The sequence below is a fragment of the Variovorax sp. LARHSF232 genome, assembly GCF_052871435.1.
Window position 1 is genome coordinate 1 of record NZ_JBIXJS010000009.1, and the last position, 13496, is coordinate 13496.

Sequence of the window (13496 nt, forward strand, 5' to 3'; positions counted from 1 at the left end):
GGTGCAATTCGCGGCGCCAGCCTAGGCGCCGGCGAGGCCGTGTGGCTGGCCACACAACGAGCCGGCAACAACGGATGGCGCCGCGAATTGCACCGGCCCGAAGGGTTGGGCCTGCAAGGGGGCGCATGCGTCGTTGCAACTGCTCGCCGGGTGTTCAACCCGGCTCAATGCGGTGGCCAGGCCAGCAGCAGAACGCCCACCAGGGCCACGAGCAGCGCCAGGACGATCCAGACAAGGGGCATGCGCGAAGAAGGATGCGGGGGCAGGCGGTATTCCTCCAGCCGGCCGGGCAGGGTGCTGACGATGTCGTCGATGTCGTGATCGGGGTCCAGGCGCGGATCGGCTCCGATGGCATCGAGCAGCCTGTGCAAGGTGTCGTCGTCGCGCACGTCGTCGGCGCCGTGCAGGCGCTCGCCGCGCATGCGCCGGCAATAGGCCGAGAAGATCTTGCCTTGTGCCGTGAGCCCGATGTGTTCGCCGCTCATCGCGAGGATCCCATGCTCGATCAGCGCATCGAAGCCCCGGCGCACCGACGGCCGCTCCTGCACCGGCACGCGCAACTGCAGCCCGGTGCGCGAGGTGCGATTCGATCCGGTTTCCGCGCAGCGCTGGCGCACCAGCGTCACCAGCACGGCGGCAAAAGTCGCGCGCTCGGTCAACGCATGCTCGCTGCTTTTTGCTGCGGTGTTCATCATGACGAATCCGACGAGGATGTCCTCGGCTGGATTTTGTCAGCCGTTGCTGCCCGAAGATGTGTCCGAATGCGTTTGCGGCTGTCGGTCGATGGCGCGTTGCCAGGCCGGCCAAATGGCTACATGGCCCAGATTCGCGGTGGGGTGGCGTTCATCTGCCATAGCTCGCCGCGCCAGGCGCGCCAGACTTGGCGCAGCAGTTGCATGGCGGGTTCCACCACAGGCGCCAGCACGCGCAGCACGATCACTTCGTCATGCGGGCTGGTTGCGCCGGCGCTGGCCTCGAGGCTGCTGGCCTCGCACAGGCCGCGCGCCAGCTCCAGCGCCGCCTCGCGCCGTGCGCGCGCAATGGGCGAGCCGGCCACGAAGAACAGCGAGGCCAGGCAGCGCTGGCCGGCCAGGCCCAGTGGGCCGTTCATGAGGCGCGCATCGGCCGCATCGATGCGGCCGCGCTCCAGCCACACGCCCGGCACTTCGATGTGCTGCAGCAGGCTGCCTCGCTCGAAGGGTTGATCGGCGCCGGGAAGGCCCAGCGCGGCGACGTCCCAGCCGATCAGCTCGGCACCGGGCGCGGCCTCGATGCAAAGGCGGTTCTCGGCCCGGCAGGCGTTGTAGCAGATGGCTTCCAGCGGCAGCCATTCCAGGCGCGCGCCGGCCTCCAGCGTGACGCGGGTGCGCTGCAGTGCCAGCTCGCCTTCGCTGCGGTAGAAGCGGCTGGCGCCCGGGGTGGTGATCAGCCCGTGGCTGCCGCCTTCGGCGCGTACCGTGATGTCGAGCGTGTCGCCGCCCACCAGCCCGCCGGGCGGATGGATCAGCACGTTGTGGCAGACCGCATCGCCCTCGGGGTACAGGCTTTGCAGGATGCGCAGCGGGCCGCTGTGGCTGAAGCGGGCGATGCTGCGTTGCCGGGCCTCGTCGCGCTGATAGTGAAGATCAAGCCGGGCGTGCCAGGACATCGGGCCTCTTCATTCCTTCCAGGCGCCGATGTGCGCGGCCGAGGCTTCGTCGACCAGCGCCGGCCCGATGCATTCGATCTTGTGCGGCGAGGCACGGAACACGTCGCGGCAGGACAGCTCGGCATCGCGCTGCTCGCCGCGCGCGCCGCGAAAGACGCGCAGGCGCTCCGCATCGATGCCGTAGACCACTCGTCCGATGGCCGACCAGAAGATGGCGCCGGCGCACATCACGCAGGGTTCGGCCGATGAGTAGAGAGTGGCCTTGGCCAATTCGTCGCGCCCGATCCTGCGTGCGCCCAGCATGCGCACCGCGTTGGTCTCGGCATGGCCGGTGCAGTCGCCGGTTTCGCTGCTGTTGCAATAGGCCTCGGCCAGCACTTCGCCGGCTTCGGACACGACCACCGCGCCAAAGGGCCGGTTGCCGCGCCGGCGCGCCGCGTGCGACCAGACGATGGCCTTGCGCAGATAGCGGCCATCGCGTTCGTTCAGGGTGTTTTCTTCAGGGAAGCTCATGCCATGCAATCATGCATGAGCTGTGCCACGCACTTTTTTGGGGGCCTATTCGGCCCGGATGTCGTTCTTTTTCACCACTTCGCCCAACAGCTTGTAGTTGTCGCGCGTCATCGCGCCCAACTCTTCGGGCGTGCCGCCACCCGGCTCGTCGCCGCGGTCGGCGATCGTCTTTTGCACCTTCGGGTCTTTCAGCGCGGCGTTGGTGGCGGTGTTCACCTTCTTCACGATGTCGGAGGAAAGGCCCGGTGGGCCGTACATGCCGATGAAGGAGATCACCTGGAAGTCCTTGATGCCGCGCTCGGTGGCGGTGGGCACGTCGGGGAAGGCCGGGATGCGCTTGGGGCCGGTGGCCATCAACGCCTTGAGCTGGCCCGACTTGACGAAGGGCGCCACCACCGAGGCGGCGTCGAACATGCAGGGGATGCGGCCCGCCACCAGGTCGGTCATGGCCGGGCCGCTGCCCTTGTAGGGCACATGGCTCATCTTGGGTTTGCCGATGCGCTCGCGGAACAGCTCCATGGTGGTCTGCACCAGGCTGCCGGGGCCACCGGAGGCGTAGTCGACGATCTTGCCTTCCTTGTCCTGCGCCTTCACCCAGGCGATGAATTCTTCCACCGTCTTCACCGGCAGGCTGGTCGGCACCACCAGCAGCAGGCCCGAGGTCAGGATCAGCCCGATGGGCACGAGCTTGAGCGGATCGGCCACGGCGGTGGTCCGGTAGGTATGGGGGTTGAGCACCATGTTGCTGCCGTTGCCCACCAGCAGGCGGTAGCCGTCCGGCGGCTGCTTGGAAACGTAGTCGGTGGCGATGTTGCCGTTGACGCCCGGCTTGTTGTCGATCACCACGCTCTGGCCCAGGCTCGCCTGCATGCCGGCGGTGAGCACGCGCCCCGCAAAGTCGGTCTGGCCGCCGGGTGGATAACCCACCACCAGGGTCACGGGCTTGCTGGGCCAGGCGTCTTGCGAAAGCGCCAGTTCGGGCCACAACAAGGCGGCACCGAGGCCGCCGGCGCCGATCTGCAGCATGGCGCTGCGGCGCGAAAGAAGAGAGAGCTTCGAGTCGTCTTGCGTCATCGCCTGTCTCCTCTTGGCGAGGCCAAGTGGCACATGATAGGCATATAGGCCGCTGGCTCACCACTTCGAAACGCTGGCCAGCAGAAAATCCACCATGGCCTGCACGCGCATCGGCTGCTTGCGCCGCGGGGCGTGCACCAGGTGCGCCGTCTGCGAAGGTCCCGTCCATTGCGGCAGCAGGCGTACCAGCGTGCCTTTGCGCAGCAGCTCGGCAACCATCCAGGAAGGCTGCAGCGCGATCCCCGCGCCGGTCTTGACCGCCTCCAGCATGGCGATGGCGCTGTTCACCCGGTAGCGCGCGGCCAGGGCCACCGTCGTGCTGCCGCCGCGGCGGCAGCCCAGGGTGAGCACGTCGCCCTGGCCCGCATAGCGCAGGTAGTCGTGCCGGGGCAGGTCTTGCGGCCGCCGGGGCTGCCCCTTGCGCTGCAGGTACTCGGGCGATGCAACCAGGTAGCGCGGCCACACGGCCAGCGGCTTGGCGACCAGGTCCGAAGGCAGAGCGCCGCCGATGCGCACGGCCAGGTCGATGCGCTCTTCGATGGGGTCGACAAAACGGTCTTCCAGCACCAGCTCCACCTCGAGCAGGGGATGCTGCTGCAGGGCCTGCAGCATCAGGCCGTTGAGGCGCAGCTCGCCGAGCGCCACCGGCGCCGAGATGCGCACCAGGCCCTTGGGCTGGCGCACGCGCTGCTTCAGCTCGGCCACGGCCTCGTCGTATTCCTCCAGCAGTTGCTTGGCGCTGGCGAGAAAGCGCGCGCCTTCATCGCTGGGCACCACGCGCGAGCTGCTGCGCTCCAGCAGGCGCGCGCCCACCGAGTGCTCCAGCGACGCCACCAGCTTGCTCACCGTGGGCTGCGTGGTCTGCAGCTCCCGCGCGGCGGCCGACAGGCTGCCCAACTCCACCGCCCGCACGAAGGCGCCCATGGCTTTCAGTCGATCCATCGATCATTCCAATTTCGAATGCTGTGTCTTCCATTTTAATGTCTGTTCATGCAAATCGGAAGAGGCCAAAGTCGCGGCTCTTGCAACCACCATCGAACAAGGAATTGCCGTGAGCTACCGCTACTTCATCATCAGACGGGCCTTGGCCGCCGTTCTCGCCGGCGCCATGAGCCTTGCCGCTGTCGCGCAGGCCGCCGAGCGCTGGACCACCAGCTGGATCGCGCCGCCCGAGCCCACCTGGGGCAGCGACTTCGCCTTGCCGCTGGGCATGCCGGAGCACTTCGAGAACGCCACCCTTCGGCAAAGCCTGCGCCTCGCCGTCGGCGGCGAGCGCATCCGGCTCGTCATCGACAACCGGTACGGCGACAAGCCGCTGAAGGTCGGGCGTGCGCATGTGGCGCTGGAGGCGGGCGGCGAGCGCGCAGAGAAAGGCGCCGCCTGGGCCCGCTTCCAGGGCAGCGGCGAGGTGCTGGTGGCCGCCGGCGCCAAGGCCGTGAGCGACCCCATCAGCCTGCCGGCCGCCGCAGGTGCGCGGCTGCGGGTCGACCTGTACCTGCCGCTGCGCACCCAGCTGGCCGGCTTTCACTGGGATGCGCGGGAGCGCACGCTGCTGCTGCCGGGCGACATGAGCGGGCAGGTCGCAGCCGCCGCCAATGGCCAGGCCTTCACGGCACGCGCCTTCCTGTCCGCCGTGATGGTGGAGAGCAGCAGCAAGCGCGAGCCTGTGACGGTGGTCGCGCTGGGCGACTCGATCACGGATGGCAATGGCTCGACCCCCGGCGCCGATCAGCGCTGGCCCGACTTCCTGGCCCGTCGGCTGGCGCCGCAGGATGTGGCCGTGCTGAACGCGGGCATCTCGGGCAACCGCTTGCTGCGGCCCGGCATGGGCGAGAGTGGATTGGCGCGGCTGGAGCGAGATGCGCTGCAACAACCGGGCGTGCGCGCGCTCATCGTCCTGCTCGGCACGAACGACATCGGCTGGCCCGGCGCCGCCTTTGCGCCGCGCGAAGGGCAGGTGCCGCTGGAAGAACTCGTCGGCGGCTTTCGCCAGCTGGTGGCGCAGGCGCACCTGCGCGGCGTGCGGGTGATGGCCGCCACGCTCCCGCCCTTCGAAGGTGCGCTGGCGGGCACGCCGTTCGAGGGGCACTACAGCCCGGCGAAGGAGGCGGCGCGCCAGGCGCTCAATGCCTGGATCCGCGAGGCGGGGGCCTTCGACGCGGTGGTGGATTTCGACCGGGTGCTGCGCGATCCCGCAAGGCCGATCCGCCTGCGCGCGGAATTCGACTCGGGTGACCACCTGCATCCCAACGACGCCGGCTACCGCGCGATGGCGCAGGCCGTGGACCTCGAGGCGCTTGGTCTGGGGCTACATTAGGCCGGCCGCGCGCGCAGTGGGCCGCGCGGCGAACCGAAGGAGCGCATCGTGGGATTGTTGGATGGAGTGCTTGGCAACGCGTCGAAGATCGACCCTGCAAGGATCCAGGAGGAGTTCAGTCAGATCCTGGCTCCGGGCGAGAAGGTCGAGCATGCGTATCAGTTGATCCGCGACTACTTCGTCTTTACCGACAAGCGCTTCGTGCTGGTCGACAAGCAGGGCATCACGGGAAGCAAGACCGACTACCACTCGATCCCCTACAAGAGCATCACGCACTTCAGCATCGAGACCGGTGGGACCTTTGATCTCGATGCCGAACTCAAGATCTGGATCTCCGGCACCGCGGCGCCGATCCAGAAGCAATTCAACAAGAAGCTCAGCATCTACGAGGTGCAGAGCGTGCTCGCGAGCTACGTTCTCAGGTAGCGCGAGCGAACTCGCGCGCACCCCTCAGAAGCGGTCCGCCAGCCCCATCGCCGGATCGCTGACAGAGTGCCGGCCGGTCTCGACGCGGCCCGCAAAGCGCCGCGCGTAGGCAGCGTCGGCATCGCAGCTGACCAGGAAGTCGTACCAGTGGCCGCTGCCGCCCAGGCTCCAGCGGATGGTGGCGTGGCCCCCGCCCTTGACGCGAACGTTCCAGCTGCCGTCGTGGTTCTTGTCGTGGCCTGCACGGTCGTCGCGATCTTCGTTGTTGCCGTCCCCCCGGGCTTCGGGGCGCGCGTAGGCCTTGTTGGATTGCACGGTGAAGCGGCAGTCGCGCCGGCCGTCGTTGCGCAGCTGCAGGAAGAGGTCGCCGCCAAGCTTCTCGTAGCCCACGCGGATCTCGGGCACCGGTGCACCGTCGGCGCGCTGGCGATTCAGGTCGCCCTTGAAGTGGCGGTGAAAGCCGTTCGGCCCCAGCACCCACAGGTCGTACAGGCCGGCGTCGTCGGTCATGGCGGCCCAGAAGTCGTTGAACTGCTTGCCGGGTTCGACCACATAGCGGCGCGGCAGGCGGTCCGACAGGTGCAGCTTGTCGTAGACATGGAACACGGCGGCGGCGCTGCCGCTGTTGGCAAACAAGAGCTGGACGCGGCCATTGAGCGTGTCGGTGCGCGCGCTGGTGTGCAGCTCGTAGGGCAAGGCGCGCGAGGGACGCACGCCGGTGGCCTGCGCCGGCAGCAGCAACGCATCGGCGGGCGGAATGATCTTCGGCAGCGCCTGCTGGGCGGCGGTCAGCGCATCGGCCTCGTCCTTGGTCTTGCGTCCTGCCAGCGTGGGCAGCGGCTCGTCGTTGGGACGCTCGAAATTGAAGGCGCTCGTGAGGTCGCCGCAGACGGCGCGGCGGTAGTGGCTGATCTGCGGCTCGGCCACGCCGAAGCACTTCTCCAGGAACAGCAGCGTGGAGGTGTGGTCGCAGACCTGCGAATTGACCCAGCCGCCGCGGCTCCAGGGCGACACCACCCACATCGGCACGCGCGGGCCGGGGCCGTAGGGCCGGCCGTCCATCGCGGGCTGGTTCGAGGTGGCGGGCGTGTAGTTGTGATACTCGACGGCGGTGTCGGCGTCGGCCATCGTCGAGCCGCCGGCAAGCGTGCCGTCGGCATTGCGCGAGGGCACGGCCGGCGAGGGCAGGTGGTCGAAGAAGCCGTCGTTCTCGTCGAAGTTGATCAGGAGCACGGTCTTGCTCCAGACCTCCGGGTTGGCCGTGAGCGCGTCCAGCACTTCCTGCACGTACCAGGCGCCCTTGGCCGGGCTCGACGGCCCGGGATGCTCGCTGTAGGCGGATGGCGAAATGATCCACGACACCGCCGGCAGGGTGCCGTTGCGGATGTCCTCGCGAAAGGTCTCCAGGAAGCCGTAGGGCATGGTGTTGCCGAAGCCCTTGGCCAGCGGGCTGAGCGCGTCGTCGACCACCGGGTCGTAGAACGGGCCGGCGGCGGTCACCGGCTGCGTGATGTCGGTCTTGGGCACATAGACCGGGCGGCGCGCCGGCGGCATCCGCTCGATCGCCGAGCGCCAGTGGCGAAAGCCCATCATCTCGTTGCAGCCGTAGTTGTCGATCAGGCTCTGGTAGACCTTCCAGCGCACGCCGGCCTTTTCCAGGCGGTCGGCGTAGGTGGTCCAGGTCCAGCCTTGCGTGGACGGCCCGATGTCGTTGCCGCCGTTGAACTGGTTGTTTAGCGCCGCGACCTGCACCTTGCTGCCGTCGGCCGGGCTGATGCCGTTCGGGCCATTGGTGCCGCTCCAGTAGAACAGGCGATTGGCGATGGTGCCGGTGTGCATGCCGCAGTGGTAGTGGTCGCACAAGGTGAAGGCTTCGGCCAGTGCGCGCTGGAACGGGACTTCCGCCGTCTCGTAATAGCCCATCGACAGCTGGTTCTTGGCGTCCGGCCACTTGTACATGCGGCCGTGGTCCCACGCCGCCTGCGAATCGGACCAGCTGTGCGGTGTGCTGCCTGCGCGTTGCGCGTTGCCCTTGCTGGCGTCCAGGTGGTAGGGCACGAAGGTGCTGGGCGGCGTCGTCTTCGTGTAGGTCTGGTGGAAGATGTTCTTGCCATTGGGCGCCGGCACGGTGAAGCGGTCGCCGAAGCCTCGCACGCCCTTGAAGGTGCCGAAGTAGCTGTCGAAGGAGCGGTTCTCCTGCATCAGCAGCACCACGTGCTTGACGTCCTTGATGGTGCCGGTGTCGTGATGCGCGGGAATGGCCAGTGCGCGGCGGATGCTGGGCGGAAATGCGGTCAGCGCGGCCGAGGCCATGCCGGTGGTGGCGGCGCCTTGCAGGAACTTGCGGCGCGACGAGTCGTTGGTCATGTTCTTTTCCTTTGCGGGGGTCAAGGGATCGGTTTTTGAGCGACGGGTCGCGAGGCTAGAGGGCAGCCGTGTCATGCCCGTGACGTTGCACCCCCGCTGCTACGATCACGCTCCCTCCAAGGAGCAAGCCCAATGAGCATCTCAGTGCGCCGCGACGACATGGCCGGCATCCGGCACCGCGTGCAGATTCGCCAGCACGCCTTCACGGTGGACTCCGGTCCCGCCGCCGGCGGCAAGGACGAGGGGCCGAGTCCGCACGACCTGTACGACGCGGCGCTCGGCTCCTGCAAGGCGCTCACGGTGCTGCTCTATGCCAGGCGCAAGGGCATGCCGCTGGAAGACGTCGAGGTGCAGGTCGAGCGCGACGACAGCCAGGAGCGCCAGGGCACCTACCGCCTCAAGACCTCGCTGCGCCTGGTCGGCCCGCTGGACGAGGCGCAACGCGCCGAGCTGCTGCGGGTGGCCGGCAAATGCCCGGTGCATCGGCTGATGAGCGAGGTGACGACCGAGATAGAGACGGTGCTGTTGGTCTAGCAGATGCCAATTTCGATCGGATGGGGTGTCGTCGCGGTTGGTGGTATGTGCCAATGGAGACATCCATGCCGTTGAGCCTCATGCGTTCTGGTAGACGCCATCCCATGACGCGCATGATCATTCTCGCTGCGGCCTTTATGGGCCTGTTGAGCCAATCTGCGCTTGCCTCGCAGACTGCCTGCCAGTTTTCAACTGGCCAATCGCCTCACCACTACGAACTGGAGTTCGTCGCCTACAGCGATGCAAAGCCGGTGATTGTCTATAGCTCGACGACCTTTGGTTCCGGCAAACGCCTTACGCTGAGCCCGGAAAATTATTCGCTCAAGAACTTCAACCAAAAGGAGGGAAGGGTCGACCTGGAGTTTCGCAACCCGAACGACCTTGCGCTGCCGCCGTCTTTCGGACTCGTCGGCATCGGTGGTCGCGGCTTGTTCAAATCTGGCTCCGTGATCGTCGAGGGAAGCTTCAAATGCGACAACTGAGACCAAGCCGACACTGGATCCTTGCCGCACTGGCGGTGCTTGGCGCCTTTTTGGCCGCGGGCATTGCCGGCTCGGCAGCGGCCGGCGCATTGGGCTTCTGGCACCTGCCCGGCGCCGGCTTCAGTGCCGCCCTGGCGGTGGTCTTGTCCTCGTACTTCGCGCCTCCAAGCCGCAGATTCGTCTGCGCATGCTGCGCCTTTGCCATTGGTGCCATCCTTGCCTGGATGCTTCTCGAACCGTCCTGGTACCCCGAGCGCTACGGGGCACTTGCATACCAGCCGACCCATCTGCCAGTGATCGCTACATACTTGGGTGGCCTTGTCGGGCTCGTGACTGCCGGCGTCCTCAGCCTGCGGTCGGGGTCCAGGTTGTTCAGGCACTAGAGGAGAGAAAAGCCATGCATCACTCCCGACTCTGCGCGCTGCTGATCGACTGCAACACCTCCGATATCGATCAGGCTGCCAGCTTCTGGGCTGCGGCTTTGGGGCGCGCCATCGACATGGGCCATCCAGGCACGCGAGGCAACTACCGCATGCTGGAGACGCCGCCGGACGAGCCCATCGTGCAAATTCAGCGCGTGGACCACGAGAGCAGGGTCCATCTGGACATCGAAACCGATGACATCCCCGCCGAAGTCGCGCGTCTGGAAAAGCTGGGTGCCACGGTCGTCGATCGCCTGGAACGCTGGGTCGTCATGCAAGCGCCGACCGGGCAGCGGTTCTGTGTCGTTCGCATCCAGCGCCCCGGATATCCGAAGAATGCAAATGTCTGGGCCTGAGCGGCTCACGGGGAGTGCTCGATGAAAACAGTCTGGGTGATCGACGGTGCGTACCTGTTCAACTATGGCCGCACGCGCCCCTTCGACTATCTGAAGCTGAAGAACGAACTGGTACGCCTTGGCGGCGGGAGCGCCATCCACGAAAGCTACTACCTCAACGCCACGCGTGACCCGGCAGCCGATGGGCAGAACGCGTTCCACACCTGGCTGAAGTCCGCCGCGCCAAGAGGGCCGAAGATCCGCGTGCAGCTGTACCGGTTGAAGGAGATGCACGTCACGTGTGGCCACTGCGGCAATCAGTTCGACCGGGAAGTGCAGAAAGGTGTCGACGTCGGAATCGCGACGCTCATCGTGAAGCTGGCGGCCCAGAACGTGTACGACCGTCTCATCCTCGCGGCCGGCGACGGTGACTTCGAGGACGCCATCGACTACGTGAAGTCCGATCTGCACAAAGAGGTCTGGATCTGCGGCTCGCAGGCGAATCTCTCGCCCGACCTGCAGTCTTACGCCGACAACGTGGTCTGGCTGGAAGACCTTCATCCTGCGATTGACAAAGAAACCTGAGCTCGGAAGGAAACCGCGCGCACATGAGCGAAAAGAAATCGATTCGTCGTCCCCAGGTCTGCGTGCTGGGCAGTGCAGACCCTGGATCCGCAGCCTATGAACTGGCCGGCGAGGCCGGAGCGCTTCTGGCGAAGCTGGGCATCACGGTGGTCAGCGGCTGTGGAAGCCCGGCGACCCGGGTCGCGGCCGAGCGAGCCATTGGCGCAGGCGGACTGGTGCTGAGCATCGTCCCGCCGGATCAGATGCCTTCGGCAGACTGGCCTGCCACGGTGGTCATCCCCTGTGGAATGGGTGATGCACGCAACCTGCTGATGGCGCTTGCCGGCGATGCATGCATCGTGATCGGTGGGCGGGCCGGAACGATCTCGGAAGTCTGCCTGGCCTGGCTGCACAAGCGGCCATTGCTTCCGCTGGTCGGCTGCGGCGGGTGGTCCGACGACCTGCCGTCCAATCCCCCCGACGAAAGGCAGAACTCGCCGATCCTGCCCTGGGGCTCGATGGCGGAGCTCGAGCGCCAGCTTCGCGGCCTGGCCCTGGCTGGCTAGTTGTCGATCACCTTGCGCGCAAAGCGCTCCAGGTAGTCGAGCAGGCGGTTCGCGCCGGCCACGGCCGCCGCCTCGCTACCACTGGCGATGCCCTGCGCCAGTTCCATGTGGGCCTGGGCCGCCTCGATGATCTCGCCCTCGTGCTGGTAGGCATACCAGAAGCGGCGGCACTGCACGATCAGCGGCGCCACGCTCTTCACGGCCGAAAAATTGCGGCTGGCCTGGTGGTTCACGCAGTCGAGCTCGTGGTCGGCCTGCATGTAGTCGTCCAGGTGGCCGCGGGCGGCCGCCTTCATCATCTTCTCGGCGGCGCGCACGATGTCCTTGCGCTCGGTGCCGCTGGCGCGGCGCGCCGAGCAGGAGGCGATCAGGTTCTCCAGCACGCGCCGGGTGGCCAGCACGTCCAGGTGATCCGCCAGGTCGATGCTGGACACCAGCAGGCCGCGCCGCGGCTGCTGCGCGATCAGGCCGATCGAGGTCATGCGCAGCAGCGCCTCGCGCACCGGCGTTCGGCCCAGGCCGGTGCGCTCGGCGATCTCGGCCTCGACCACCGGGCTGCCGGGCTTGAGCTGCAAGGTGGCGATCAGCGTCTCGATGGCGTCGTAGGCGATGTCGGCGGCGCGGCGCGAGGGGGCGGCGGCCAGCGAGGCGCGGGTGGCTACAGCGGTGTTGGGTGGGGTCATCGTCATGTCTGCTGGCGCTTATTGTGTGCCGGGATGCGCCGGTGTCGGAGCGGTATCGGCCCCAAGGCCGGCGAGGGTCGCAATGCGCACGGGCGACAGCGGTGGCCGCGGCGAGGCTGGCGTCCAGCCGAACAGGAATTGCGCGGCATCGCCGCACACGCGGCCCTGGCAGGGGCCCATGCCGCAGCGCTGGTGCAGCTTGGCATCCGGCCATTCGCTGCAGGCGGCCAACTGCCCGAAAGAGACGTCTTCGCAGCGGCACACCAGGGTGTCGGGTCGCGGCAATGCGCGGATGGCGGGCGCCAGCGCAAAGTGCCGGTGCAGGCGCGCAGCGAAGGCATCCCAGCGGGCACGTTCGCTGTGCAGGCGCTGCGCCGCCTCCTGGTCGCCGACGGCCGCATGGCCCGCGATGGCGCCCTGCGCCAAGGCGCGTTCGCTACCGCCAAAGCCGGTGCACTCGCCGGCCGCATAGACGCCTGGCAGGCGGGTGGCCTGCCAGGCGTCGACCGCCAGCGCCGGCGTGTCGCCGGTGCCGGAAAAAGGCGTGAGCGCGCAGCCGAGCAGTTGGCCGAGCCCGGTGTTGGGCACGAGGCCAAAGCCCACGGCAAGCCGGTCGCAAGCCATCTCGTGCTCGCGCCCGCCTTGCACGAGCCGCACCGATTCGAGCCGCGCCCCGCCCTCGGCCGCGATCACATGCGAGGCCCAGCGATAACGCGCATCGGCCAGCTGCAGGGCCTGCATTGCCTTGCCCGGCCAGCGCACCAGGCTTGCCGCAAAACGGATGACCGACGCAGCCGATGCCTGCTCGGCGATGCGCAGCACCTGCGCGCCGGCCTGGCGCGCGGTGGCCGCGGCGGCCAGCAGCAGCGGGCCGCTGCCGGCGATGACGATGCGTTCGCCCTGCACCGGCAGGCCTGCCTTGATCAGCGCCTGCAGGCCGCCGGCGCCGGTCACGCCCGGCAGGGTCCAGCCCGGAAAGGGCAGCAGGCGCTCGCGCGCGCCGGTGCAAAGAATCAGGCGCTTCCAGTGGATGCGCCAGGCGCGCTGGGCGTCTTCGACCAGCAGTTCGTTCGGTGCGGGTGCGGCGATCACGCGCGCGCCTGGGCAGACGCGGATGTTGGCGCAGCGCGCCAGCGCATCGCGGCGCTCGCGAGCGGCCGGCGGCAAGCGGGCGCCGGGCCCGTCGCGCCAGATCTGGCCGCCGGGCGCGGGGTTGTCGTCGATCACCACGATGGAAGCGCCGCTGGGCGCCGCGGCCAGCGCGGCCGCCATGCCCGCGGGGCCGGCGCCCACGATCAGCAAGTCGCAGCTTTCGCGCTCGATGACGGGCACGCTCATCGCAAGGTCTCCACGCGCATGCCTTCGCGGCAAGGGGTCTGGCAGGCCAGCAGGCGGCGCCCGTCGACCTGCACGCGGCATTCCTGGCAGATGCCCATGCCGCAGAAGGGCGCGCGCGGCTGGCCCGTGACCGAGATGCGGGCAACGCCGCCGGCCATCTGCAGCGCGGCCGCCAGCGAGGTGCCTTCTTTCACGCGCACCGCCTGGCCGTCGATGTGGAGCTGCAG

The 13496-nt window shown here is 67.9% G+C and carries 16 protein-coding genes; 7 read left to right on the plus strand and 9 right to left on the minus strand.

The features are described 5' to 3' along the window. Nucleotides 1–164: 164 nt before the first annotated feature. The 5 genes from ACIPRI_RS20610 to ACIPRI_RS20630 all read right to left on the minus strand — a co-directional run bounded on the left by ACIPRI_RS20610 (nt 165) and on the right by ACIPRI_RS20630 (nt 4177). Complete coding sequence (locus tag ACIPRI_RS20610; protein ID WP_446623343.1) at nt 165–695, minus strand: hypothetical protein; 531 nt, start codon at nt 693–695, stop codon at nt 165–167. A 116-nt stretch (nt 696–811) separates the two neighbouring features. Further along, a complete protein-coding gene (locus ACIPRI_RS20615; RefSeq protein ID WP_446623344.1) occupies nt 812–1648 on the minus strand; it encodes an urease accessory protein UreD in 837 nt (278 codons plus the stop codon). A gap of 9 nt (nt 1649–1657) precedes the next feature. Continuing rightward, entirely contained in the window at nt 1658–2161 is a 504-nt protein-coding gene (locus ACIPRI_RS20620; RefSeq protein ID WP_446623345.1) for a nucleoside deaminase, read from the minus strand. 45 nt (nt 2162–2206) lie between these two features. Next, on the minus strand, nt 2207–3235 hold the full coding sequence (locus ACIPRI_RS20625) for a Bug family tripartite tricarboxylate transporter substrate binding protein (protein WP_446623346.1): 1029 nt from the start codon (nt 3233–3235) through the stop codon (nt 2207–2209). A gap of 57 nt (nt 3236–3292) precedes the next feature. Next, nucleotides 3293–4177 carry a LysR substrate-binding domain-containing protein gene (locus ACIPRI_RS20630; protein ID WP_446623347.1) on the minus strand — a complete coding sequence of 295 codons (885 nt, stop codon included), beginning with the start codon at nt 4175–4177 and terminating at the stop codon, nt 3293–3295. A 109-nt stretch (nt 4178–4286) separates the two neighbouring features. On the opposite strand from ACIPRI_RS20630, the gene ACIPRI_RS20635 reads away from it, so the two are divergent. Next, a complete protein-coding gene (locus tag ACIPRI_RS20635) occupies nt 4287–5552 on the plus strand; it encodes an SGNH/GDSL hydrolase family protein (RefSeq protein WP_446623348.1) in 1266 nt (421 codons plus the stop codon). Between the two features lie 48 nt (nt 5553–5600). Next, on the plus strand, nt 5601–5978 hold the full coding sequence (locus ACIPRI_RS20640) for a PH domain-containing protein (RefSeq protein ID WP_446623349.1): 378 nt from the start codon (nt 5601–5603) through the stop codon (nt 5976–5978). A gap of 24 nt (nt 5979–6002) precedes the next feature. On the opposite strand, the gene ACIPRI_RS20645 is transcribed toward ACIPRI_RS20640, so the two are convergent. Then, on the minus strand, nt 6003–8345 hold the full coding sequence (locus ACIPRI_RS20645; protein ID WP_446623350.1) for a phosphocholine-specific phospholipase C: 2343 nt from the start codon (nt 8343–8345) through the stop codon (nt 6003–6005). Nucleotides 8346–8477: 132 nt separating this feature from the next. Here ACIPRI_RS20645 and ACIPRI_RS20650 point away from each other — a divergent pair, with 132 nt between their 5' ends. The 5 genes from ACIPRI_RS20650 (at nt 8478) to ACIPRI_RS20670 (ending at nt 11248) form a co-directional block, all read left to right on the plus strand. After that, nucleotides 8478–8879 carry an OsmC family protein gene (locus ACIPRI_RS20650; protein ID WP_446623351.1) on the plus strand — a complete coding sequence of 134 codons (402 nt, stop codon included), beginning with the start codon at nt 8478–8480 and terminating at the stop codon, nt 8877–8879. Nucleotides 8880–8983: 104 nt separating this feature from the next. Beyond that, a complete protein-coding gene (locus tag ACIPRI_RS20655) occupies nt 8984–9361 on the plus strand; it encodes a hypothetical protein (RefSeq protein WP_446623352.1) in 378 nt (125 codons plus the stop codon). Nucleotides 9362–9758: 397 nt separating this feature from the next. After that, nucleotides 9759–10139 (plus strand): VOC family protein, encoded by a 381-nt coding sequence (locus ACIPRI_RS20660; protein WP_446623353.1) that lies wholly within the window; start codon nt 9759–9761, stop codon nt 10137–10139. Nucleotides 10140–10160: 21 nt separating this feature from the next. Then, nucleotides 10161–10703, plus strand: coding sequence for an NYN domain-containing protein (locus ACIPRI_RS20665; RefSeq protein WP_446623354.1), 543 nt, complete (start codon nt 10161–10163; stop codon nt 10701–10703). A gap of 23 nt (nt 10704–10726) precedes the next feature. Then, nucleotides 10727–11248: an SLOG cluster 4 domain-containing protein gene (locus ACIPRI_RS20670; RefSeq protein WP_446623355.1), complete on the plus strand. Its 522-nt coding sequence runs from the start codon at nt 10727–10729 to the stop codon at nt 11246–11248. Here ACIPRI_RS20670 and ACIPRI_RS20675 read toward each other — a convergent pair. From ACIPRI_RS20675 to ACIPRI_RS20685, 3 genes are read right to left on the minus strand one after another with little or no spacing between them, the layout of a single operon-like run. Next, entirely contained in the window at nt 11245–11931 is a 687-nt protein-coding gene (locus ACIPRI_RS20675; protein ID WP_446623532.1) for a GntR family transcriptional regulator, read from the minus strand. The two genes, ACIPRI_RS20670 and ACIPRI_RS20675, sit on opposite strands and share 4 nt — an antisense overlap. A gap of 18 nt (nt 11932–11949) precedes the next feature. Then, entirely contained in the window at nt 11950–13269 is a 1320-nt protein-coding gene (locus ACIPRI_RS20680; protein WP_446623356.1) for an FAD-dependent oxidoreductase, read from the minus strand. Beyond that, the gene (locus tag ACIPRI_RS20685) at nt 13266–13496 is read right to left on the minus strand and encodes a (2Fe-2S)-binding protein (protein WP_446623533.1); all 231 of its coding nucleotides are present in this window, start codon (nt 13494–13496) and stop codon (nt 13266–13268) included. Before ACIPRI_RS20685 ends, ACIPRI_RS20680 begins: the two co-directional genes overlap by 4 nt.